This window comes from Pseudomonas sp. GW821-FHT11G12 (genome assembly GCF_058808055.1).
On the sequence record NZ_JBXARH010000010.1, the window covers coordinates 88,308 to 110,156 of the forward strand.

Here is a 21,849-nt window from a genome sequence, read left to right on the forward strand (position 1 = left end):
CTCCTCGGGCTGGTTCACAGTAATGATGGCGATACAGCGACGACCGATAGCGTTCGACACCCGCCCCGGCCCTTGTTACAAGGCGATTCGGGAACCACGGTATCCATACATGATCGACTATGCTTGAGCAGCGAAGGGAAACGGAAGTGGTTCAACACCCCATGGATATCAAATTCACCCACCGGCTGTCGTACAAACAGGCCCGGCTTACCGTGCTGGTCGGGTTCATTCTGGGCACGCTGCTCAGCCTGCTGCAAATCGGCATCGATTATGCCAGTGAAGACGCGTCCATCAACCGTGAAATCCTGTCTTTGCTGGAAATCAGCCATAACCCGGCCTCGCGTATCGCCTATAACATCGACGCCGAACTGGCCCAGGAACTCACGCTGGGCCTGCTGCGCTCGCCGGCCATCATTTCCGCACAACTGACCGACAACAATCAGACGGTTCTGGCCAGCGTGAAGCGCCCGGAGCTGCAAAGCGGCTATCGGTTGATCAGCGACTTTCTGTTCGGCGCCAAACGCGAGTTCGAAGATCGGCTCTATCTCGACCATTTGCCCAACGAATCCCTCGGCACCCTGAGCCTGGAAGTCGACACCTATGCCTTCGGCAGCCGCTTCCTGCGTCGGGCCGAAGTCACGCTGCTCAACGGTTTTGCCCGCAGCCTGATCCTGACCGGCATCCTGCTGGCACTGTTCTACGTGATGCTGACCAAGCCGCTGGTGCGGGTGATCCGTGAACTCAGCGGGCGCGATCCGCGCAGTGCCGAACCGACCACGCTTGAATGTCCGAGTGGACACGCCAACGATGAGATCGGCGTGCTGGTGAAGGTCGCCAACCAGCAGTTCGAGAACATCGCCACGGAAATCCAGCAACGGCGCACCGCGGAAAACCGTCTCACCGACTACCTCGCTCAACTCGAAGACATCGTGTCGGCACGCACCGCCGAACTCAAAGCGATCAACGCCCGCCTCAGCCAGTCCAACGAGGAACTGGAGGTCGCCCGCAGCACCGCACTGGACATGGCAGAGGCCCGCTCGGCGTTCCTTGCCAACATGAGCCACGAGATCCGCACCCCGCTCAACGGCCTGCTGGGCATGATCGCGCTGTCCCTCGACGGCCCGCTCAATGGCGAACAGCAGCAACAACTGTCCATTGCCCACGACTCGGGCAAAGTGCTGGTGGAGTTGCTCAACGATATTCTCGACCTGTCGAAATTCGATGCCGGGCAACTGGAACTCGAACACATCCCGTTCGACCTCGGCTCGTTGATCGAAGACACCGCCAACCTGCTGTCGCAGAACGCGGCGCCAAGCGTGGAGCTGACGTGTCTGATCGATCCGCACTTTCCGGCGCTGGTGCTCGGCGACCCGACCCGGGTCAGGCAGATCGTCAGTAATCTGCTGTCCAACGCCCTGAAGTTCACCCGTTTTGGTCGGGTCGATGTGCGTTTGTCGACTTGGAAGGATGGCGTGCGCATCGAGGTCTGCGATACCGGCATCGGTATCGCCCAGGAAGCCCAGGTGAAGATTTTCCAGCCCTTCACCCAGGCCGGGGCCGGTATCACCCGCCAGTACGGCGGCACCGGGCTGGGCCTGGCCTTGACCTACAACCTTTGCGAGGCCATGCAGGGGCGCCTGACGATCAGTTCCGAAGTCGGTTTCGGCAGTCAGTTCTGTGCCGAACTGCCGTTGCCCTGCCACACCCGCGCAGTCATCCCGGCCCCGCTGCATGGCAGCGTGCTCGCCATCACCACGGCGGCCAGCGGCCTGTCAGAGCTGCTCGGCAGTCTGTTGCCGGTCTGGGGTCTGTCGTACGAACAGCGCACGATTGAAGCGTCACTCCTCGGCCCGTCACCGGACATCATCATCACCGATTGCCCCGAATGCCTGTTTGGCCTGCGCCCGACCATGACCGCACCGATTCTGCTGGTGACCGCTTACGGCAGTTTCATGCCGGGCGAAGAAGCTGCGGCCCTTGCCCCGCTACAGCAGCAGGCTCGTCCCCTGGCACGCAACGCGCTGTATCAGAATCTGCGCAGAACCCTGCAACCGGACATCACCACCATCGACCGTGCGCGTCTTGAAAGCGTGCCATCTCAGCGTCGCGGGCGGGTGTTGCTGGTGGAGGACAACCCGGTCAACCAACTGGTGGCCAAGGGCATGCTCGGTAAACTCGGCTGCGAGGTGGTGGTGGCGGCCCATGGCGCAGAAGCGCTGGATCAACTGGAACACCATGAGTTCGATCTGGTGCTGATGGACTGCAACATGCCGGTGATGGACGGTTACGAAGCAAGCCGGCAGATCCGTCAGAGCGGTCGCTGGCCACACTTGCCGATCGTGGCGTTGACGGCCAACGCCATGTCCGAGGAACGGGAGCGCTGCCGGGCGGCGGGCATGAGTGACTACCTGGCCAAACCGTTCCGTCGCGAAGAACTGGCAGCGCTGCTGGATCAGTGGATACCGACTACGACAGCGCTTTGATTTGCCCCAGCAGATGATCGAGCCCGGTACGCAGTTCGTTGAGACGATCCAGGTCCACGCCACTGTCGCACAGCAACCGGTCCTTCAAAGGCCCGACCTGCTCGCGCAGCGCCTGGCCCTGAAGCGTGAGGCTCAGGTGAACCTCACGCTCGTCCCGCGCCGAACGTTGACGCTGCACCAGTTGCAGTTGCTCCAGACGCTTGAGCAGCGGCGTCAGCGTCCCGGAATCCAGCGCCAGACGCTCGCCCAGTGCCTTGACGGTCGGTTGTTCCGGCGCCGCGCCCTGCCATTCCCATAGCACCAGCATCGCCAGGTATTGCGGGTAGGTCAGGCCGAGCTGATCGAGCATCGGCTTGTAGGCACGAATCACGGCCCGGGACGCGGCGTACAGCTTGAAGCACAACTGACTGTCGAGCTTCAGCGCATCGGCTGACAGATCGTTCATTTGAGCAGGGCTTCGATCTCGCGGCTCAGATCCTGCGGCTTGGTGGCCGGGGCGAAGCGCTTGACCAACTGGCCGTCCTTGCCGATCAGGAATTTGGTGAAGTTCCACTTGATGCCCTGGGAACCCAGTACACCCGGCGCACGTTTCTTCAACTGCACGAACAGCGGATGCGCACCGTTACCGTTGACTTCGATCTTCTTGAACAGCGGGAAGCTGACGCCGTAATTGAGCTCGCAGAACTCGCTGATCGCACCCTCGTTGCCGGGTTCTTGCTTGCCGAACTGGTTGCACGGAAAGCCCAGCACCACCAGCCCCTGATCCTTGTAGGTCTGCCACAGCTCCTCAAGGCCCTTGTATTGCGGGGTGAAGCCGCACTTGCTGGCAGTGTTGACCACCAGCACCGCTTTGCCGGCGAAATCGGCCAGGGTCTTTTGCTCACCCTTGATGGTGGTGCACGGAATGGTCAGCAGGTTATCGCTCATGGTGCGCACTCTGGAAAGTTGAGAAGCTGTAAAAATAGCGAGCAATTGAATTGTGTGCAATTTAATTATCCGAATGGCGATCCAGGGATCGCCCGCATCGGCTATTCGCGTGGCACCAGGTCCAGGCACACCGAGTTGATGCAGTAACGCAGACCGGTCGGCGGAGGGCCGTCGGGGAACACGTGACCCAGATGCGCATCGCATCGGGCGCATTTCACTTCGGTGCGGATCATGCCGTGGCTGGTGTCACGGATTTCAGTCATGGCGCTCTCGCCGATCGGTGCGTAGAAGCTCGGCCAGCCGCAACCGGAGTCGAATTTGGTCTTGGAATCGAACAACGGCTCATTGCAGCAGATGCAGTGATAGACACCGTCGGTCTTGGTGGCGTTGTATTTGCCCGAGAACGGTCGCTCGGTGGCACTGAGACGGCACACGTTGTATTGCTCCGGGTCGAGCATCGCGCGCCATTCTTCCAGGGTCTTTTCAATCTTTTCCATCATCACACCTCAACGGCTGAAAAAGCCCGATCTGTACCTTTTCCACGGATCGGGTGGCACGTATGATTGCGCCTCGTCACACGCCAGTCTGGCAGCGGGATCCTGCGCATTCAAACGGATTGTTGGAAACCGCCGCTCAAGACGCTTGCCTGTGTGAAGACGCAGGATTCCCAGCACGGTTGTCCATTCGCCGCCTGGATCGTTCATTTTCGGGATCACATCGCCATGCAGTTCAGCAAATCGAACAAGCTCGCCAACGTCTGCTACGACATTCGCGGCCCAGTGCTCAAGCACGCCAAACGCCTGGAAGAGGAAGGCCATCGCATCCTCAAGCTGAACATCGGCAACCCGGCGCCCTTTGGTTTCGAAGCGCCGGACGAAATTCTCCAGGATGTGATCCGCAACCTGCCGACCGCCCAGGGCTACAGCGACTCCAAAGGCCTGTTCAGCGCGCGCAAGGCCGTGATGCAGTACTACCAGCAGAAACAGGTCGAAGGTGTCGGCATCGAAGACATCTACCTGGGCAACGGCGTATCCGAGTTGATCGTGATGTCGTTGCAGGCCCTGCTCAACAACGGCGACGAAGTGCTGGTGCCGGCGCCGGACTATCCGCTGTGGACCGCTGCCGTAAGCCTGGCCGGTGGTAACGCGGTGCACTACCTGTGCGACGAAGGCGCCGACTGGTTCCCGGACCTGGCCGACATGAAGGCCAAGATCACCCCGAACACCAAGGCCATGGTGATCATCAACCCGAACAACCCGACCGGCGCGGTGTATTCGAAGGAAGTGTTGCTGGGCATGCTGGAACTGGCTCGCCAGCACAACCTGGTGGTGTTCTCCGACGAAATCTACGACAAGATTCTTTACGACGACGCCGTGCACATCTGCACCGCTTCGCTGGCGCCGGACCTGCTGTGCCTGACCTTCAACGGTCTGTCGAAGTCGTATCGCGTGGCGGGTTTCCGTTCCGGCTGGATCGCCATTTCCGGGCCGAAACACAATGCCCACAGCTACATCGAAGGCATCGACATGCTGGCCAACATGCGCCTGTGTGCCAACGTGCCGAGCCAGCACGCGATCCAGACCGCCCTCGGCGGCTATCAGAGCATCAACGACCTGGTGCTGCCGCAAGGTCGCCTGCTGGAACAGCGCAACCGCACCTGGGAGTTGCTCAACGACATTCCCGGCGTGAGCTGCGTGAAGCCGATGGGCGCCCTGTATGCCTTCCCGAAGATCGACCCGAAGATCTGCCCGATCCACAACGACGAGAAATTCGTCCTCGACCTGCTGCTGTCCGAGAAGCTGCTGGTGGTTCAGGGCACGGCCTTCAACTGGCCGTGGCCGGATCACTTCCGTGTCGTGACCCTGCCGCGTGTCGATGACCTGGACATGGCCATCGGGCGCATCGGCAACTTCCTCAAGTCCTACCGCCAGTAACCGGCGATCCGTGCGCAACGAGCCTTTCGTTGCGCACTGTCTGATTCAGCAACACTTCTGCCCCGCCCCCTTCCGTACGCCTTCTACACTGTCGATTCGTACCGATCACATGCGCCTGATGCAATGCCGGTGGGTGGCGCGCGGCTGTCATCCTTGTCGTCTTCAGGGGTGGGAATTGTCCCGCACACCGGAGAATCCGATGTAGGACACAGTTTGAAATAGTCACTCGGTTGAATCGCCCGGTGCCGCACCTTATATACCCCGCAGTACGCTACATCTTTAGCTTGAGGAGATTTCTACAACCATGATGCGCATCCTGCTGTTTTTGGCCACTAACCTGGCGGTCGTGCTGATAGCCAGCATCACCCTGAGCCTGTTCGGCTTCAACGGGTTCATGGCGGCCAACGGGGTTGACCTCAACCTCAGTCAGCTGCTGGTCTTCTGTGCCGTCTTTGGTTTCGCCGGTTCGCTGTTCTCGCTGTTCATCTCCAAGTGGATGGCGAAGATGAGCACGAGCACCCAGATCATCACCCAGCCGCGCACCCGCCACGAGCAATGGCTGATGCAAACCGTCGAGCAACTGTCCCGCGAAGCCGGGATCAAGATGCCCGAAGTCGGGATTTTCCCGGCCTACGAAGCGAACGCCTTCGCCACCGGCTGGAACAAGAACGACGCGCTGGTCGCGGTCAGCCAGGGCTTGCTGGAGCGTTTCTCTCCGGATGAAGTGAAAGCCGTTCTGGCCCACGAGATCGGCCACGTGGCCAACGGTGACATGGTCACCCTGGCACTGGTCCAGGGCGTGGTGAACACCTTCGTGATGTTCTTCGCGCGGATCATCGGCAACTTCGTTGACAAGGTGATCTTCAAGAACGAGGAAGGCCAGGGCATCGCGTATTACATCGCGACCATCTTTGCCGAACTGGTTCTGGGCATCCTGGCCAGCGCGATCGTGATGTGGTTCTCGCGCAAACGGGAGTTCCGTGCCGACGAAGCCGGCGCGCGCCTGGCCGGTACCAGCGCGATGATCGGCGCTCTGCAACGCCTGCGCGCCGAGCAGGGACTGCCAGTGCACATGCCTGACACCCTGAATGCCTTCGGCATCAACGGTGGCATCAAACAAGGGTTCGCCCGCATGTTCATGAGCCACCCGCCGCTGGAAGAGCGTATCGACGCCCTGCGTCGTCGCGGCTGATCAGCCCGGCTAAAAAAAGGCCCGCAGTGATGCGGGCCTTTTTTTGTGCCTGTTACTGACCAGTCAGGCGGTACACCCTCTCCTCCAGGCGCGTCACTCCCGCCTGCAGGAACTTCCCGCTTTCGCTCAACACGTCCTGTTCTTCCAGCGCCTGCACCTGCCAGCCGCCACCGAACAGACGCTGCACCTCGGCATCTTCCACCGCAAACGGCGGCCCGGGCATTTGCGCCTGATCATAATCCAGCGTGATCAGCAAACCGCGTACGCCCGCCGGCAAGATATTCTGCAAGTGCGTCGCGTAGCACTCACGCATCGGTGGCGGCAAGGCGATCAGCGCCGCGCGGTCATACAGCGCCGTGCAATCGGCCACATCGCTCGCGGACAAGGCGAAGAAATCCCCGCACCACAACTCGATCGCCCCAGCCCGATAAACCTTGAAGCCGCCCTCTTCGCTGATCTGCGGCTGCAATTGCTGTTCACGGAAGAAGTCTTCGACAGCCCTCTGCGACAGCTCGACGCCGAGAACCCGATGCCCACGACCGGCCAGCCACAACAGATCCAGGCTTTTCCCGCACAACGGCACCAGCACACGCGCCTGCGCCGGGATCGCCAGATCGGGCCAATGCCGTTGCAAATACGGGTTCACCTCGGGTTGGTGAAAGCCGATCTGGTTCGATTCCCACTTCTTGTGCCAAAACTCCGGCTGCATGGTTCCTCCTAAGAATTCGATCAAAAAGCGTTAAAACTTATATTGGAATTAGATCAATGAACTGACTGAAGATGAACCATCTTAACGCTCAGGAACCCTTCCATGCTTCCCAGCCTGTTTATCTCTCACGGCTCGCCCATGCTCGCGCTGGAACCCGGCGCCAGCGGCCCGGCCCTGGCGCGCCTGGCCGCCGAACTGCCACGCCCGAAAGCCATCGTCATCGTTTCCGCCCACTGGGAAAGCCATGAGCTGCTGGTCAGCAGCCATCCGCAACCGGAAACCTGGCACGACTTCGGCGGCTTCCCCCGCGCATTGTTTGAAGTGCAGTACCCGGCACCGGGTAATCCGCAGTTGGCGCAAGAGGTCGCCGAACTGCTGACCGCCAACAACCTGCCCGCGCGTCTCGACCCGCAACGACCGTTCGACCATGGGGTGTGGGTGCCGCTGTCGCTGATGTATCCGCAAGCCGACATCCCGGTGGTTCAGGTTTCCCTGCCCAGCCGTGGCGGCCCGGCGTTGCAGACCCGCGTCGGCCAGGCGCTGGCCAGCCTGCGCGGCCAGGGCATTCTGTTGATCGGCTCCGGCAGCATCACCCATAACCTGCGTGAACTGGACTGGCATGCCGGCCCGGAAAGCGTCGAGCCGTGGGCCAGGGACTTCCGTGACTGGATTATCGAGAAGCTGGCAGCCAATGATGAAGCCGCCCTGCACGATTACCGCCAGCAAGCGCCAAACGCTGTGCGCAGCCATCCGAGCGACGAGCATCTGTTGCCGCTGTACTTCGCTCGCGGCGCCGGCGGTGAGTTCAGCATTGCGCACCAAGGGTTCACCATGGGCGCGCTGGGCATGGACATCTACCGCTTCGGCTGACGAGTTCGTTCCCACCTCAAATCGCAGGCAAAAAAAATCCCCGAACCAGTCGGGGATTTTTTATGTTCGATCAATCAGCCCAAGGGCGGATCAATCTTCGCGGTAGCGACGCAGCTTCAACTGCTTACCGGCAACGCGAGTGTCCTTCAGTTTGGTCAGGAGCTTGTCCAGACCATCTTCCGGCAGCTCGACGAGGCTGAAGCTGTCACGCACCTGGATGCGACCGATGGCTTCACGTGCCAGACCACCTTCGTTGAGGATGGCGCCCAGCAGGTTTTTCGCCGCGATACCGTCACGCGCGCCCAGCGCGGTACGGCAACGGGCACGGCCTTCGCCCAGTGGCATCGGAGCACGACGCTCGCGATCACCACGGTCCGGACGATCACCGGAACGCTCAGGACGGTCGCCACGTGGAGCGCTGTTCGGCACCAGTGGACGTTCCTTCTCGATCGCTGCCAGGTTCAGCGCCTGACCATTGGTGGCCTTGCGCAGCAGAGCAGCAGCCAGGGCACGTGGGGTGCAACCGATGTCGGCGGTCAGGCGATCCAGCAGATCACCGTGAGTCGATTCGGCGTCAGCCACCAGCGGCGACAGGCTGTTGGTCAGTTTCTTGATGCGGGCATCGAGAACGGCCTGGGCGTCCGGCAGACGTACTTCGGCAACTTTCTGACCGGTTACACGCTCGATCACTTGCAGCATGCGGCGCTCACGTGGAGTCACCAGCAGCAGCGCGCGGCCTTCGCGACCGGCACGGCCGGTACGGCCGATACGGTGCACGTAGGATTCCGGATCGTACGGCATGTCCACGTTGAATACGTGGGTGATGCGCGGTACGTCCAGACCACGGGCGGCTACGTCGGTCGCCACAACGATGTCCAGACGGCCATCTTTCAGCGAGTCGATGACGCGCTCACGCTGGTTCTGGGCGATGTCGCCGTTCAACGCTGCGGCTTTGTAGCCTTTGGCGTCGAGGGCGCTGGCCAGATCCAGGGTCGCTTGCTTGGTGCGCACGAACATGATCAGAGCGTCGAAATCTTCCACTTCCAGCAAGCTGAGAACGGCAGAGGTCTTCTGGTCAGCGTGAACCAACAGGTGAGCCTGTTCGATCGCGGTAACGGTCTGGGTCTTGCTCTGGATCTTCACGTGCTTTGGATCGCGCAGGTGACGCTCGGCAATGGCACGGATCGATTGCGGCAGGGTAGCCGAGAACAATACGGTCTGACGGGTTTCCGGCATGGCCTTGAAGATGACTTCGAGGTCGTCCATGAAGCCCAGTTTGAGCATTTCGTCTGCTTCGTCGAGAACCAGGTGGTTCACGGTCTGCAGCACTTTTTCGTCGCGACGCAGGTGGTCGCACAGACGGCCCGGAGTGGCGACAACGATCTGTGCGCCATTACGGATTGCTTTCAATTGTGGGCCCATCGGCGCGCCGCCGTAGACAGCCACAACAGTTACGCCCGGCATTTGCTTGGCGTAGGTTTCGAAAGCGGTTGCAACTTGTAGCGCCAACTCACGAGTTGGGGCCAGGATCAGAGCTTGCGGCTCGCGCTTGGACGGATCAATGCGGTGCAGGATAGGCAGGGCAAAGGCAGCGGTTTTACCGGTACCGGTTTGCGCCTGACCAATCATATCGTGACCGGCGAGGATGATCGGGATCGACTGCTGCTGAATGGCCGAAGGCTCTTCATAGCCGGTAGCGACTACTGCAGCGACAATATTGGGATGAAGTTCAAGAGCGGCGAAGCCGCCGATTTCCTGGGTCATGGGTCTGCCTCTAAGTGCATCCGCAAAGACCCATGCTCCAAAGCTGCACATGCCGTGTTGAGACTCAAGAGTCGCCCTGGCAGCTTTGTCGGCGGGGATTTGCGAAAACGAATGAATGAAAAAGAATCGTCAAGGAAGAGCCCGCAGTGCGGACGTGCAGCCGAAGCTGACTTCGGGGAATTGCGCTACCTAAACGCGGCCCGGTTAAAGGCCGGCGCGCACTATACCGGAATTTGCCAAAAAAGGGAGCTTTTTTTATCGGTGAAATACAGTTGTCACCGCTGTGTAACGGGGTTTTGCGGATAATCGGGCAAAGGTCTATTTTTCAAAGACCCCGGCCCTGCGGGCGATGGCGCTTAAACGATTCACCGACGTGCGGCATCTGGTCGCTGCACCCTTTCTTCCCGTCCGAGGAAACACCCATGAATCAGCCCTGCCCCGGCCGCGTCAGACGTGCGCGCCACGGTCACGTCCATTTGATTGGCCTGGACCGTGCAGCCAAGCGCAATGCTTTCGATCTGGATTTGCTCAATGACCTGGCCCTGGCCTACGGTGAATTCGAGGCCGACAGCGACGCGCGGGTGGCCGTGGTGTTCGGGCATGGTGAGCATTTCACCGCCGGGCTCGATCTGGTCAACGCCAGTTCCGCCCTCGCCCAGGGCTGGCAGGTGCCGCCCGGCGGTTGCGATCCGTGGGGCGTATTTGTCGGGCCACGGGTCAGCAAACCGGTGATCGTCGCCGCGCAAGGCTATTGCCTGACCATCGGTATCGAGCTGATGCTCGCCGCCGACATCAACCTGTGCGCCAGCAACACCCGATTCGCGCAGATGGAAGTGCAGCGCGGGATCTTTCCGTTCGGCGGTGCGACGTTGCGCTTTCATCAGATCGCCGGCTGGGGCAATGCCATGCGCTGGCTGCTGACCGGCGACGAGTTTGATGCCCATGATGCGTTGCGCCTGGGCCTGGTGCAGGAAGTCATGGCCAGCGAAGACTTGCTGCCACGCGCCATCGAACTGGCCGAACGGATCGCCCGACAGGCGCCGCTGGGGGTGCAGGCGACGCTGATGTCGGCACGTCAGGCGCGCTATGAAGGCGAGACCGCCGCGGCGCAGAGCTTGCCGCCGCTGGTGAAGAAGTTGCTGGCCAGTGAGGATGCCAAGGAGGGCGTGCGCTCGCTGGTGGAGCGCAGACCGGGGGTCTTCAAAGGCATTTGAGGCTCAGGTTGCCGGGCGAATAGCCTTGATCAACGACTGCAACGAGTACCCCAGCTTCGGCGCCAACGCTTCAGCCCGGGCGGTGAGCGCCTGCATGTCCAGCACCTGATCGAGATCCGCCGGCACAATCAGAATCACGTTGCCCTCCTTCACCGGCAGTTCCCAGTAATGCCGGTGATAGAGCCCGCGCAACAGCGCCGCCCCGAGAGGTTTGCCGTCATCGGTGGCCCATTGGTTGATCACCAGCCAGCCGCCGGGATTCAGACGTTTCTGACAGTCACCGAGGAAATTCCACGCAAGGTGCGCGGCACCCGGGCCAACGTCAGTGTAGAGGTCGACGAAGATCAGATCCGCCGGTTCGGCCGTCGGCAGCAGTTCGATTGCGTCGCCAACGCGGATATACAGCCGCGGATCGTCATCGAGACCGAGGTATTCGATGGCCAGACGCGGCACATCCGGGCGCAACTCGATGGCTTCGACATCTTCCAGCGGCAGGAACTTGAGGCAGGCCTGGGTCAGCGTGCCAGCGCCAAGGCCGAGAAACAGTGCACTCTCCGGTTGCTCATGGCACAACGCGCCAATCAGCATCGCCCGGGTGTAGTCGTACTCCAGCCAGCTCGGGTCGGCGGTAAACACGCAGCTTTGCTCGATGGCGTCGCCGAACTCCAGAAAGCGGTAGTCGGCCACTTCCAGCACGCGAATCACGCCGAACTCATCCTGTACCTCGGCGAGCAACAGCTCGACGCGCTCCTCAGTCATTTCGTCTCCTGGTGGTCACCGGGCGCGGTGACGCGATGGCACCGCTGTGGCGCCGTGGCAAAGCGGCGATTGTCGGCGATGCGGCGGGAGCAGGTCACGCACTAATTGCTGCTAACATGGCCGTCCGTGCGTAGAACCATAGAGACCGTGATGAGCCAACCCTGGAGCCCTGACAGCTGGCGCGCCTTGCCGATCCAGCAACAACCCCAATACCCCGACGCCGCGCACCTGCGCCAGGTCGAGCAGACGCTGGCCAGCTATCCGCCGCTGGTGTTTGCCGGCGAAGCGCGGGAGCTGCGTCGTCAGTTTGCCGAAGTCACCCAGGGCCGGGCGTTCCTGCTACAAGGCGGCGACTGCGCGGAAAGCTTCGCCGAGTTCTCCGCCGCGAAGATTCGCGACACCTTCAAAGTGCTGCTGCAAATGGCGATCGTCATGACCTTCGCCGCCGGTTGCCCGGTGGTGAAAGTCGGGCGCATGGCCGGCCAGTTCGCCAAGCCGCGCTCGGCCAACGACGAGACCATCGACGGCGTGACCCTGCCGGCCTACCGTGGCGACATCGTCAACGGCATCGGCTTCGACTCGGCCAGCCGCGTGCCGGATCCGGAGCGTCTGCTGCAGTCCTATCACCAGTCCACCGCCACCCTCAACCTGTTGCGCGCCTTCGCCCAGGGCGGTTTTGCCGACCTGCATCAGGTGCACAAGTGGAACCTCGATTTCATCGCCAACTCGGCGCTGGCGGAGAAGTACAGCCACCTCGCCGACCGCATCGATGAGACCCTGGCGTTCATGCGCGCCTGCGGCATGGACAGCTCGCCGCAACTGCGCGAGACCAGTTTCTTCACTGCCCACGAAGCGCTGCTGCTGAACTACGAAGAAGCCTTCGTGCGCCGCGACAGCCTGACCAACGATTACTACGATTGCTCGGCGCACATGCTGTGGATCGGCGACCGCACCCGTCAGCTCGACGGCGCCCACGTCGAATTCCTGCGCGGCGTGAACAACCCGATCGGTGTCAAAGTCGGCCCGAGCATGAACCCCGACGACCTGATCCGCTTGATCGATGTGCTCAACCCGGACAACGATCCGGGCCGCCTCAACCTGATCGCGCGGATGGGCGCGAACAAGGTCGGCGATCACCTGCCGGCGCTGATCCGCGCGGTGCTGCGTGAAGGCAAGCAGGTGCTGTGGAGTTCCGACCCGATGCACGGCAACACCATCAAGGCCAGCAGCGGCTACAAGACCCGCGACTTCGCGCAGATCCTTGGCGAGGTGAAGCAGTTCTTCCAGGTTCACGAAGCGGAAGGCAGCTACGCTGGCGGCATCCACATCGAAATGACCGGGCAGAACGTCACCGAATGCATCGGTGGTGCGCGGCCGATCACTGAAGATGGTTTGTCGGATCGCTATCACACCCATTGCGACCCACGGATGAACGCCGATCAGTCGCTGGAACTGGCGTTTCTGATTGCCGAGACGCTGAAACAGGTCAAACGCTAAACCGCGATGACGTTGGCTCGGTCGTTTTCGACTTGAGCCAACGCCACCCGCAACCGCCCGGCACTTTCGCGCTGGCAATTGAGCTGCACCTGCTCCAGCCCCAACCAATCCGCCATCCGCCGCAAATTCCCCGCCAACGCCAGCATCCCCGCCTCATCCAGCCCCGGCTCTTCCTCGTGCACCGCATGCACCGCCAATCGCCCCACCGCCCGCTCGGCGCGCAGATCAACCCGCGCAGCAATCCGTTCGTTGTGCAGGAACGGCAGCACGTAATAGCCGTAGACCCGCTTGTCCTGCGGCGTATAAATCTCCAGCCGATAGCGGAAGTCGAATAACCGCTCGGTGCGACTGCGCTCCCAGATCAGCGAATCGAACGGCGACAGCAATGCGCTGGCCTCGACTTTGCGCGGGACTTTCGGTTCGGGCAGGCAGTAAGCAATCTGACGCCAGCCAGCAACTTCGCAGGTCAGCAGTTGCCCGGCCTCGACCAGCTCCGCCAGGCGCGGACGGGCATCGGCAGGGTTCAGGCGGAAGTAATCGCGCAGGTCTTTTTCCGTGCCTACGCCCAACGCTTCAGCCGCGTGCAGCAGCAAACCGCGCTGCGCTTCAGCCTCATCGGGCAATGACTGTTGCAGCACGGACGCCGGAATCACTCGTTCCGGCAGGTCATACAGCCTTTCGAAGCCGCGCCGCCCGGCCACGGTGACTTCGCCGGCGGCAAACAACCATTCCAGCGCATGTTTTTCCGCACTCCAGTCCCACCAGGGGCCGGCCTTTTCCTCGCGGGTCGACAGGCTGCCGGCGCCCAGTGCGCCCTGCTCTTCGACCGACGCCAGCACCCGGCGAATGGTGTCCTGTTGCTCACGGCCGAAACGCGCCAGTTGCTGATAGATATCTTCGCCCCGCTTGGCTCGCTGCATGCGCCAGCCCATCAATGGGTACATCGACAGCGGCAGCAATGACGCTTCATGGCCCCAGTATTCGAACAGCGAACGACGTCGCCCCGAACTCCAGGCAGCCTGGTCGAGCAAGTCGGTAGGATAGGAACCGAGACGGGAAAACAGCGGCAGGTAGTGCGAGCGCACCACGGCGTTGACGGAGTCGATCTGCAACAGGCCGAGGCGTTCGATCAGCCGATTGACGTGCATCGCCTTGACAGCCGGCGGCTGGCGCCCGTGAAACCCTTGGGCAGCCAGTGCCAGACGTCGAGCCTGTTTAAGGGAAAAGGACAATGTCGCGGGCATGTGTTCCTCCATGTCTGCTCGCAACCTACCTCACCTGAAAGTGGTTTGTGTAGCGATGGCCTCATCATTTATGCATCGGATCGTCCCAGAACGGCCGAATTGCTTCGTGCTCGACATCGGCACGGCTGACCCCGATGTCCTTCAACGCTTCGTCGCTCAGACTGGCAAGCAACTCGCGTTCGCGGTGAAGTTCGTACCAGCGGCTAAACTTGTGCAGCAGATCGGAAATCAGATGGACCGGCATTTTTTCATCGCTCACATACAGTTTTTGACCTTTCATCGTGTTGCCCTCCTTTAGGGATGGCTCAAGTCTCGCGCCGGGGCTACGATCAATCCAACGAATGTTTCTGATGGCAAGCATCACGGAGATTCATCAATTGTCGGCGTACCCCAGTATCGATACCGATGTCCTGCGTACCTTTGTCGCAATTGCCGATCAGGGCGGTTTTACCCGCGCCGGCGAAATGGTCAACCGCACTCAGTCGGCGGTGAGCATGCAGATGAAGCGTCTGGAAGAGGACGTGTTGCAGCGCCAGTTGTTCGAGCGCGACGGGCGTCAGGTGCGCCTCACCGCCGAAGGCCAGGTGTTGCTCGGCTACGCGCGGCGCATCCTGAAATTGCACAGCGAAGTCTTCAACACCCTGCGCGAACCACACATGGTCGGCACGGTGCGGATCGGTACGCCGGACGATTACGTGATGCGGTTTCTGCCGGGGATCCTGTCGCGCTTTGCCCAGTTCTATCCACTGATCCAGATCGAAGTGCATTGCGAGTCGACCAAACAGTTGCTGCAGCGCACGGACCTGGATCTGTCGATCGTCACCCGCGAGCCGGGCAACGAGATTGGCCAGTTGCTGCGCAAGGAGCGTTTCGTCTGGGCCGAGGCGCAGAATTTCAGCGCCCACGAGCAGACGCCGTTGCCGCTGGCGATGTTCAACAGTGATTGCTTCTGCCGCCTGTGGGCCTGCAATGCGCTGGACGCCATGGGCCGTGAATACCGGATTGCCTACAACAGCACCAGCCTGTCGGCGTTGATGGCGGTGGTGAGCGCAGGTCTGGCGATCACCGCGCAACTGGAAAGCCTGATTACCCCGGACCTGCGAATTCTCGGTGCCGCCGAAGATCTGCCGCTGTTGCCCGAGGCCAGCATCATGCTGATCCGTAATCTGAACAATCCGTCACCGATCACCGAATGCCTCGCCGAGCACATCGTCGAAGGCTTCAAACTTTAAAGGCGAGCATCACCGCACACAGCACCAGGAACCCGCAGAACAACCCACGCAGGAGTTTTTCCGGCATCGCGTGGGCCAACTTCACGCCCCAACTGATACTGGCCAAACCGCCGATGGCCAGCGGCAGGCCGATCATCCAGTCCACTTCGTGGTGCACCGCGTACGTCACCAGCGTGACACCGGTGCTCGGCAATGCCAGCGCCAGCGACAGGCCTTGAGCGACCACCTGAGTGGTGCCGAACAGGCTGGTCAGCACCGGCGTCGCCACCACTGCCCCACCGACACCGAACAAACCGCCCATGGTGCCCGACGCCGCGCCGAGCACGCCCAGCCACGGCCATGAATAACGCATCTCGGAAGTCGCCGCCGGACGCGCGCCGAACATGCGCACGAGGTTGTACGCTGACAACGCCACAAGGAACGCGACAAAACCGATGCGCATGGTTTGCGCGTCGATGCCCACGGCCCAGATCGAGCCGATCCATGCAAAGCAGAACCCCATCACTGCCAGCGGCAACGAGTGCCTGAGTTCGATGCGATTGCGCTGGTGATAACGCCACAGCGCCAGCATCACGTTCGGCACCACCATCACCAACGCCGTGCCCTGGGCGATCTGCTGATCGAGCCCGAACCACACACCCAGCAGCGGAATGGCGATCAAGCCGCCGCCGATTCCGAATATCCCACCCAGGGTGCCGAGGGCGGCGCCAAACAACAGGTACAGCAAAAACTCGATCACAGCAGAATTCCTCATACGTCAGGGGATTCATCCTACGCAGTCGGCGCTGGCACGGAAACGCACAGCAACGCACAATGGCTGTGCCAAATCCGCATAGGCACTGAGCTGATTCATGAATCCCAATCAATTGACCGAACAACTCGGGCTGTTTCTCGATGTGCTGGAGAGTGGCAGTTTTTCCGCCGCCTCGCGCCGGCATCCGCTGACGCCATCGGCCGTCGCCCGGCGTATCGACAGCCTGGAAAGCGCTGTCGGCAGCCAGTTGTTCATCCGCAGCACTCATGCGGTGCGCGCCACGCCGGCCGGCCTGGCGTTTGCCGAACGGGCGCGGCGGATCGTTGCCGAACTGCAACTGGCCCGCGCTGAAGCCGTTTCCCTGAGCAGCGCGCCGGAAGGCTTGATTCGGGTGGATGCGCCGGCAGCGTTCGGACGTCGGCATCTGGCGCCAGTGATTGCCGACTTTCTGGTGCTGTATCCGGGGCTGGACGTGCAACTGCATCTGATCGACAGCTTCGTCGACATGGACGGCTCGAACCTGGGCAAGGTCGATCTGGTGTTGCGCGCCGGGCAAATGGCCGATACCCGACTGGTCGCCACACCGCTGGCGAGCATGGTGCGCATCGCTTGCGCCAGCCCCGACTATCTCAAGCGTCGGGGTGTGCCGAGCGAGCCGGCACAACTGGGTGAACATGACGGCCTCGATTGGGACGGCCTCGCCCCGCCCTTCGCCTGGCGATTCGAACAGGACGGGCAGATGCAGTTGCACCGCCCGGCGCGGGTCCGCATGAGCGCCAACAACGCCGAGGCGCTGGTTTGCGGGGCGCTTGCGGGCCTCGGGATCGCGCATCTGCCGACCTGGCTGGCCAGCGAATACTTGCTGCGCGGCGAACTGCTGCCGCTGTTCTGTGAAAACGGCCTGCCAAAACCGGAGAGCACCGGTATCTATGCGCTGCGACTGGAACAGCAGGCCAGCTCCCGCAGCCGCCTGCTGCTGGAATACCTCAAGACCCGCTTCAGCCCCGTGCCACCGTGGGATCTGGCACTGCAACGGGAACTGGGCCGGCACTGACCGACTCGCCACCGGGCACAATTGTCTGGCGCATTAAAGATTCGAGCGCTAGATTCATCTGCATCACTGTTCAAGGCACCGACATGACCACCACCCGCGACACCACTGACCACTGCGAAGAGCTGCTGCTCGACAATCAGGCCTGCTTCGCCCTGCATTCCACTTCGCTGATGATGACCAAGGTCTACAAACCGCTGTTGCAAGCGCTTGGCCTGACCTATCCGCAGTATCTGGCGATGATGGTGCTGTGGGAGAAGGATGGTTTGACCGTCGGAGAAATCAGCACGCGCCTGCTGACCGATCCGGGTTCGCTGACCCCGCTGCTCAAGCGCCTGGAAGGTGAAGGTTTGCTGAGCCGAACTCGAAGCCGCGAGGATGAACGGGTGGTGATCGTCGAATTGACCGCACAGGGCCGCGCCTTGAAAGACAAGGCCCGAACCGTTCCGCAATGCATTCTGGGGGCCAGTGGCTTCACGCTGGAGCGCCTGCAAAACCTGCAAGCCGAGTTGCAGGCCTTGCGCGGTCATTTGCAGGACAGCCTCACTTAAGCCTCCCCCTTTCCCTGTAGGAGCGACCTCGCACCTACAGGGAAATCGCGCCTCTCTCTGCTTTCCCCCTCTCCCGCAAAATTTTTTCTCTCTCGTTTTCCCTTCGTAAAAACCTTTCATATCAAAGAGTTGAGATCTCTTCTCAGCCTGATCCATGTCTCGATTTCATCATTCTTTAAAAATTTATCTTGCACGCTAAATATTCGCGCAGTACATTTATTTCGCACCTAGTTAGCGCGCAAACAATTAGCGCAACAAATCACACTCAATGAGGCTCACACCATGCAAACTCTCTACACCGCAATCGCAACCTCCACTGGCGGCCGTGACGGTCGTGCGATCTCCAGCGACAACATCCTCGACGTCAAACTGGCCACTCCGAAAGAACTCGGCGGTGCCGGCGGCGCAGCCACCAACCCTGAGCAGCTGTTCGCTGCCGGCTACTCGGCCTGCTTCATCGGCGCGCTGAAATTCGTTGCCAGCCAGACCAAACGCAAAATCCCGGACGACGCCTCGATCACCGCTCACGTCGGTATCGGTCAGATTCCTGGTGGTTTCGGTCTGGACATCGACCTGCACATCAACCTGCCGGGCCTGGAACAGGCTGACGCACAAAGCCTGGTCGACGCCGCCCACCAGGTCTGCCCGTACTCCAACGCCACCCGTGGCAATGTCGATGTGCGCCTGCACGTCACCGTGTAATCACTGACACCCAGGCCCGAACAGGAAATGAACATGAACACTTTCAGCAAAGTCTTGACCGGTACCCTTCTCGCCCTGTCCGTTCACAGCGCATTCGCCGGTGACGTCGAGCACAACACTCAGGCGTTCCTCGATGTGCTGAACGCCGGCACCGGCAAACCGATGGAACAACTGACGCCCAAGGATGCCCGCGCCGTCCTGACGGGCGCTCAGTCGGGGGTCAAACTGACGCTGCCCAAGGCAGACGTCAGCGAGAAGACCATCCAGGTCGATGGCCAACCGTTGAGCCTGACCATCGTCCGGCCGGCCGGGGTCAAGGGCGAGTTGCCGGTGTTCATGTTCTTCCACGGCGGCGGCTGGGTGCTGGGAGATTTCCCGACCCACGAACGTCTTGTGCGGGATCTGGTGGTCGGCTCGGGGGCCGCGGCGGTGTTCGTCAACTACACCCCTTCGCCGGAAGCGCATTACCCGGTGGCGATCAACCAGGCTTACGCGGCAACCAAATGGGTGGCCGAACACGGCAAAGAGATCAACGTCGACGGCAAGCGTCTGGCGGTGGCGGGCAACAGTGTCGGCGGCAACATGGCGGCGGTCGTCGCCCTGATGGCCAAAGACAAAGGCACCCCGGCGATCAAGTTCCAGGTGCTGTTGTGGCCGGTGACTGATGCCAGTTTCGACACCGGTTCGTATAACCAATATGCCGAGGGGCACTTCCTCACCCGCAACATGATGAAGTGGTTCTGGGACAACTACACCACCGACGCCAACCAGCGTAACGAGATCTACGCCTCGCCGCTGCGGGCCACGACTGCACAATTGAAAGGTCTGCCGCCCGCATTGGTGCAGACCGCCGGGGCCGACGTGTTGCGTGACGAAGGTGAAGCCTACGCCCGCAAACTCGACGAAGCCGGCGTGCCGGTGACCTCGGTGCGCTACAACGGCATGATCCACGACTACGGTTTGCTCAACGTGGTCAGCCAGGTGCCGGCGGTGCGCTCGGCGATGTTGCAGGCCTCGGAAGAACTGAAACAACACCTGAAGCAGTAATTTTCATCAGGCACAAAAAAGCCCGACTCAATGGTCGGGCTTTTTCTTTCCGCAAAAACCAGTGCTTATTTGGCACGGCCTTTGTAGGAACCGCCTTCGCGGGTATCGATCTCGATCTTGTCACCGATTTCGATGAAGTCGGCAACCTGCAACTCAGTACCGTTGCTCAGCTTGGCTGGCTTCATGACTTTGCCGGAAGTGTCGCCACGAGCCGAACCTTCGGTGTAGTCAACTACGCGCACGATGGTGGTCGGCAGCTCTACGGAAACCAGACGCTCTTCGAAGAACACGGCTTCGCAAACGTCGGTCATGCCTTCTTCAACGAAAGGCAGAACGCTTTCGATGTCTTCGGCGTTCAGCTCGTACATGGTGTAGTCGCTGGTGTCCATGAACGTATAGGTGTCACCGCTGATGAAGGACAGGGTCGCTTCTTTGCGGTCCAGGATCACGTCGTCCAGCTTGTCGTCCGCACCGTAAACGGTTTCGGTCTTGTAACCGGTCAGCAGGTTCTTCAGCTTGGTCTTCATGATCGCGCTGTTACGGCCCGATTTGGTGAATTCAGCTTTCTGAACCAGCCAAGGATCGTTGTCGATACGGATCACGGTACCGGGTTTGAGTTCTTTACCAGTTTTCATTGCGAATATCCGAATTTGGATGGGATTTACAAAAATCTAGGCCGCGTATCATATCCAATTTCGGTAAAACTGTACCAGCGCCGTCGCAAGATCGGCCTGCAAGGCCTGTTCCAGACACCATGCTTCGGCATTTTTCTGCAGTTCGGGCCAGTATTTACGGGCCTCAAGCCAGTGCTCGCCGATAGGCTGCCCGGCACTCCAGGCCCGCCAGAGACCGTTCATCGCCTCGGCAGCTTCCGTCGAAAGGCCTTTTGTGTAGAGCGCGAGGAAGGCATCGAGCTTGTCCAGATGGATATCTTCGTCCTGCTGATAGATGTGCCACAGCATCGGCCGCCCTGCCCACTGCGCCCGGATGAACGAGTCTTCGCCGCGCACCGCGTTGAAATCGCAGCACCACAACAGTTGATCGTATTGATCCTGCCGGATGAACGGCAGCACCTGCACAGTCAGCGATCGATCGACATGCACAGCGCCGACAGCCAGCGAGTCGACGCCGAGCCAACGTGCGACATCACCGAGAATCCGCCCTTCCGGCACCAGCAGATGAGTGGGCGTCGAATCGGCCGCGAGTACATCCAGCCAACTGGCGAGCCCGGCATTCTCGTAGGCGAACAGCGAAATCAGTTGCGTACCGGGTGCAGGATCGACCCCCAACGCCTGCAGGAATTGTCGCTGCGACTCGGGATCCTGCTGAAACCGCTGACGTCGCTCAAGCAATCCGCTTTCACGCAATAACCCGCCAGTGCCCGCCTGGAATCCCGGGAAGAAAAAGATCTTCTGCACGGACTTGTACTTCACCGAAGGCAGGCCGTGGCAGCCGGCCACCCAGTCTTCGGCGCTGAGATAGTCGAGGTTCATCCACAATGGCGGCTTTTCCCGCTCGGCCATGGCGTCCATGTAGGCACCCGGCAACTGGCAGGCGAACGCGGCGATCACTACATCGGCGGCGTCCGTTTCCGGCCATTCTGCCGGCCAGTGCCGGACTTCAACGCCCTGTTGCCATTGCGCGTCGAGATTGATGTCGAGTTCCGGGCAAATCCGTTCGAACGCGCGCAGATCATCGACCCACAGCCGCACTGCCAATGCATGCTCGGCCACCAGTTGCCGGGCCAGACGCCAGGTCACCCCGATGTCGCCGTAGTTGTCGACCACGGTGCAAAAGATGTCCCAGCGGGTTTTCGGTTGCGGCATTCAAGACTCCCGTTGGCAAAAGCGACGATTGTCCGCATAAATGTCTGCGTGCAGAAGAGCCGACGACGATTAATCTTCGTGCGACAATCGCCA

Annotated in this window: 22 protein-coding genes; 11 read left to right on the plus strand and 11 right to left on the minus strand. The window is 61.0% G+C overall.

What is annotated here, in order from left to right; all coding sequences use genetic code 11:
* Positions 1-161 precede the first annotated feature (161 nt).
* Positions 162-2,483: a hybrid sensor histidine kinase/response regulator gene (locus tag AC1RR7_RS25145; RefSeq protein ID WP_096821082.1), complete on the plus strand. Its 2,322-nt coding sequence runs from the start codon at positions 162-164 to the stop codon at positions 2,481-2,483.
* On the opposite strand, the gene AC1RR7_RS25150 is transcribed toward AC1RR7_RS25145, so the two are convergent.
* From AC1RR7_RS25150 to msrB, 3 genes are all read right to left on the minus strand, one after another.
* Positions 2,467-2,928: a MarR family winged helix-turn-helix transcriptional regulator gene (locus AC1RR7_RS25150; protein ID WP_192558630.1), complete on the minus strand. Its 462-nt coding sequence runs from the start codon at positions 2,926-2,928 to the stop codon at positions 2,467-2,469. The genes AC1RR7_RS25145 and AC1RR7_RS25150 overlap by 17 nt on opposite strands.
* The gene (locus tag AC1RR7_RS25155; protein ID WP_085730592.1) at positions 2,925-3,410 is read right to left on the minus strand and encodes a glutathione peroxidase; all 486 of its coding nucleotides are present in this window, start codon (positions 3,408-3,410) and stop codon (positions 2,925-2,927) included. Before AC1RR7_RS25155 ends, AC1RR7_RS25150 begins: the two co-directional genes overlap by 4 nt.
* A gap of 101 nt (positions 3,411-3,511) precedes the next feature.
* Positions 3,512-3,907, minus strand: a complete 396-nt coding sequence (gene msrB, locus AC1RR7_RS25160) for a peptide-methionine (R)-S-oxide reductase MsrB (RefSeq protein WP_096821149.1) — start codon at positions 3,905-3,907, stop codon at positions 3,512-3,514.
* 225 nt (positions 3,908-4,132) lie between these two features.
* On the opposite strand from msrB, the gene AC1RR7_RS25165 reads away from it, so the two are divergent.
* Together AC1RR7_RS25165 and htpX are read left to right on the plus strand one after the other, a co-directional pair.
* Positions 4,133-5,344, plus strand: coding sequence for a pyridoxal phosphate-dependent aminotransferase (locus tag AC1RR7_RS25165; protein WP_085710751.1), 1,212 nt, complete (start codon positions 4,133-4,135; stop codon positions 5,342-5,344).
* Between the two features lie 304 nt (positions 5,345-5,648).
* The gene (gene htpX / locus AC1RR7_RS25170) at positions 5,649-6,536 is read left to right on the plus strand and encodes a protease HtpX (protein ID WP_102620441.1); all 888 of its coding nucleotides are present in this window, start codon (positions 5,649-5,651) and stop codon (positions 6,534-6,536) included.
* Between the two features lie 52 nt (positions 6,537-6,588).
* Here htpX and AC1RR7_RS25175 read toward each other — a convergent pair whose 3' ends face one another.
* Entirely contained in the window at positions 6,589-7,245 is a 657-nt protein-coding gene (locus AC1RR7_RS25175; protein WP_493158658.1) for a thiopurine S-methyltransferase, read from the minus strand.
* A 102-nt stretch (positions 7,246-7,347) separates the two neighbouring features.
* Between AC1RR7_RS25175 and AC1RR7_RS25180 the strand changes: the two genes are divergently transcribed.
* Entirely contained in the window at positions 7,348-8,115 is a 768-nt protein-coding gene (locus tag AC1RR7_RS25180; protein ID WP_493158659.1) for a DODA-type extradiol aromatic ring-opening family dioxygenase, read from the plus strand.
* A gap of 90 nt (positions 8,116-8,205) precedes the next feature.
* Here the strand turns inward: AC1RR7_RS25180 and AC1RR7_RS25185 are convergent, their stop codons facing one another.
* A complete protein-coding gene (locus tag AC1RR7_RS25185) occupies positions 8,206-9,879 on the minus strand; it encodes a DEAD/DEAH box helicase (protein WP_007955707.1) in 1,674 nt (557 codons plus the stop codon).
* A 422-nt stretch (positions 9,880-10,301) separates the two neighbouring features.
* Here AC1RR7_RS25185 and AC1RR7_RS25190 point away from each other — a divergent pair, with 422 nt between their 5' ends.
* On the plus strand, positions 10,302-11,093 hold the full coding sequence (locus AC1RR7_RS25190) for a crotonase/enoyl-CoA hydratase family protein (RefSeq protein WP_493158660.1): 792 nt from the start codon (positions 10,302-10,304) through the stop codon (positions 11,091-11,093).
* A gap of 3 nt (positions 11,094-11,096) precedes the next feature.
* Here the strand turns inward: AC1RR7_RS25190 and AC1RR7_RS25195 are convergent, their stop codons facing one another.
* On the minus strand, positions 11,097-11,852 hold the full coding sequence (locus AC1RR7_RS25195) for a spermidine synthase (protein ID WP_096821076.1): 756 nt from the start codon (positions 11,850-11,852) through the stop codon (positions 11,097-11,099).
* 150 nt (positions 11,853-12,002) lie between these two features.
* On the opposite strand from AC1RR7_RS25195, the gene AC1RR7_RS25200 reads away from it, so the two are divergent.
* Positions 12,003-13,349: a class II 3-deoxy-7-phosphoheptulonate synthase gene (locus tag AC1RR7_RS25200; RefSeq protein WP_493158661.1), complete on the plus strand. Its 1,347-nt coding sequence runs from the start codon at positions 12,003-12,005 to the stop codon at positions 13,347-13,349.
* On the opposite strand, the gene AC1RR7_RS25205 is transcribed toward AC1RR7_RS25200, so the two are convergent.
* Positions 13,346-14,593, minus strand: coding sequence for a winged helix-turn-helix domain-containing protein (locus AC1RR7_RS25205; RefSeq protein ID WP_493158662.1), 1,248 nt, complete (start codon positions 14,591-14,593; stop codon positions 13,346-13,348). The two genes, AC1RR7_RS25200 and AC1RR7_RS25205, sit on opposite strands and share 4 nt — an antisense overlap.
* A gap of 64 nt (positions 14,594-14,657) precedes the next feature.
* Complete coding sequence (locus AC1RR7_RS25210; protein WP_192558634.1) at positions 14,658-14,873, minus strand: DUF1127 domain-containing protein; 216 nt, start codon at positions 14,871-14,873, stop codon at positions 14,658-14,660.
* Between the two features lie 97 nt (positions 14,874-14,970).
* On the opposite strand from AC1RR7_RS25210, the gene AC1RR7_RS25215 reads away from it, so the two are divergent.
* Entirely contained in the window at positions 14,971-15,825 is an 855-nt protein-coding gene (locus AC1RR7_RS25215) for a LysR substrate-binding domain-containing protein (RefSeq protein WP_007955701.1), read from the plus strand.
* Here AC1RR7_RS25215 and AC1RR7_RS25220 read toward each other — a convergent pair.
* On the minus strand, positions 15,815-16,564 hold the full coding sequence (locus tag AC1RR7_RS25220; RefSeq protein ID WP_493158663.1) for a sulfite exporter TauE/SafE family protein: 750 nt from the start codon (positions 16,562-16,564) through the stop codon (positions 15,815-15,817). The genes AC1RR7_RS25215 and AC1RR7_RS25220 overlap by 11 nt on opposite strands.
* Before the next feature lie 112 nt (positions 16,565-16,676).
* Here AC1RR7_RS25220 and AC1RR7_RS25225 point away from each other — a divergent pair, with 112 nt between their 5' ends.
* The 4 genes from AC1RR7_RS25225 to AC1RR7_RS25240 all read left to right on the plus strand — a co-directional run bounded on the left by AC1RR7_RS25225 (position 16,677) and on the right by AC1RR7_RS25240 (position 19,930).
* Entirely contained in the window at positions 16,677-17,633 is a 957-nt protein-coding gene (locus tag AC1RR7_RS25225; protein WP_096821073.1) for a LysR family transcriptional regulator, read from the plus strand.
* 83 nt (positions 17,634-17,716) lie between these two features.
* On the plus strand, positions 17,717-18,181 hold the full coding sequence (locus tag AC1RR7_RS25230) for a MarR family winged helix-turn-helix transcriptional regulator (protein WP_102620446.1): 465 nt from the start codon (positions 17,717-17,719) through the stop codon (positions 18,179-18,181).
* A 282-nt stretch (positions 18,182-18,463) separates the two neighbouring features.
* Positions 18,464-18,883 (plus strand): organic hydroperoxide resistance protein, encoded by a 420-nt coding sequence (locus AC1RR7_RS25235; protein ID WP_041069547.1) that lies wholly within the window; start codon positions 18,464-18,466, stop codon positions 18,881-18,883.
* A 33-nt stretch (positions 18,884-18,916) separates the two neighbouring features.
* Positions 18,917-19,930 carry an alpha/beta hydrolase gene (locus AC1RR7_RS25240; protein WP_096821071.1) on the plus strand — a complete coding sequence of 338 codons (1,014 nt, stop codon included), beginning with the start codon at positions 18,917-18,919 and terminating at the stop codon, positions 19,928-19,930.
* 65 nt (positions 19,931-19,995) lie between these two features.
* Here the strand turns inward: AC1RR7_RS25240 and AC1RR7_RS25245 are convergent, their stop codons facing one another.
* The gene (locus tag AC1RR7_RS25245; protein ID WP_096821070.1) at positions 19,996-20,565 is read right to left on the minus strand and encodes an elongation factor P; all 570 of its coding nucleotides are present in this window, start codon (positions 20,563-20,565) and stop codon (positions 19,996-19,998) included.
* Between the two features lie 48 nt (positions 20,566-20,613).
* Positions 20,614-21,756: an elongation factor P maturation arginine rhamnosyltransferase EarP gene (gene earP / locus AC1RR7_RS25250; RefSeq protein ID WP_493158664.1), complete on the minus strand. Its 1,143-nt coding sequence runs from the start codon at positions 21,754-21,756 to the stop codon at positions 20,614-20,616.
* Positions 21,757-21,849 lie beyond the last annotated feature (93 nt).

Bases quoted from the DNA above. Each gene is read 5' to 3' on its own strand.
- AC1RR7_RS25195 (WP_096821076.1), bottom strand. From the start codon at position 11,852: ATGACTGAGGAGCGCGTCGAGCTGTTGCTCGCCGAGGTACAGGATGAG.
- htpX (WP_102620441.1), top strand. From the start codon at position 5,649: ATGATGCGCATCCTGCTGTTTTTGGCCACTAACCTGGCGGTCGTGCTG.
- AC1RR7_RS25145 (WP_096821082.1), top strand. From the start codon at position 162: ATGGATATCAAATTCACCCACCGGCTGTCGTACAAACAGGCCCGGCTT.
- AC1RR7_RS25245 (WP_096821070.1), bottom strand. From the start codon at position 20,565: ATGAAAACTGGTAAAGAACTCAAACCCGGTACCGTGATCCGTATCGAC.
- AC1RR7_RS25230 (WP_102620446.1), top strand. From the start codon at position 17,717: ATGACCACCACCCGCGACACCACTGACCACTGCGAAGAGCTGCTGCTC.
- msrB (WP_096821149.1), bottom strand. From the start codon at position 3,907: ATGGAAAAGATTGAAAAGACCCTGGAAGAATGGCGCGCGATGCTCGAC.
- AC1RR7_RS25205 (WP_493158662.1), bottom strand. From the start codon at position 14,593: ATGCCCGCGACATTGTCCTTTTCCCTTAAACAGGCTCGACGTCTGGCA.
- AC1RR7_RS25155 (WP_085730592.1), bottom strand. From the start codon at position 3,410: ATGAGCGATAACCTGCTGACCATTCCGTGCACCACCATCAAGGGTGAG.
- AC1RR7_RS25165 (WP_085710751.1), top strand. From the start codon at position 4,133: ATGCAGTTCAGCAAATCGAACAAGCTCGCCAACGTCTGCTACGACATT.
- AC1RR7_RS25175 (WP_493158658.1), bottom strand. From the start codon at position 7,245: ATGCAGCCGGAGTTTTGGCACAAGAAGTGGGAATCGAACCAGATCGGC.
- earP (WP_493158664.1), bottom strand. From the start codon at position 21,756: ATGCCGCAACCGAAAACCCGCTGGGACATCTTTTGCACCGTGGTCGAC.
- AC1RR7_RS25235 (WP_041069547.1), top strand. From the start codon at position 18,464: ATGCAAACTCTCTACACCGCAATCGCAACCTCCACTGGCGGCCGTGAC.
- AC1RR7_RS25240 (WP_096821071.1), top strand. From the start codon at position 18,917: ATGAACACTTTCAGCAAAGTCTTGACCGGTACCCTTCTCGCCCTGTCC.
- AC1RR7_RS25190 (WP_493158660.1), top strand. From the start codon at position 10,302: ATGAATCAGCCCTGCCCCGGCCGCGTCAGACGTGCGCGCCACGGTCAC.
- AC1RR7_RS25180 (WP_493158659.1), top strand. From the start codon at position 7,348: ATGCTTCCCAGCCTGTTTATCTCTCACGGCTCGCCCATGCTCGCGCTG.
- AC1RR7_RS25185 (WP_007955707.1), bottom strand. From the start codon at position 9,879: ATGACCCAGGAAATCGGCGGCTTCGCCGCTCTTGAACTTCATCCCAAT.
- AC1RR7_RS25150 (WP_192558630.1), bottom strand. From the start codon at position 2,928: ATGAACGATCTGTCAGCCGATGCGCTGAAGCTCGACAGTCAGTTGTGC.
- AC1RR7_RS25225 (WP_096821073.1), top strand. From the start codon at position 16,677: ATGAATCCCAATCAATTGACCGAACAACTCGGGCTGTTTCTCGATGTG.
- AC1RR7_RS25210 (WP_192558634.1), bottom strand. From the start codon at position 14,873: ATGAAAGGTCAAAAACTGTATGTGAGCGATGAAAAAATGCCGGTCCAT.
- AC1RR7_RS25200 (WP_493158661.1), top strand. From the start codon at position 12,003: ATGAGCCAACCCTGGAGCCCTGACAGCTGGCGCGCCTTGCCGATCCAG.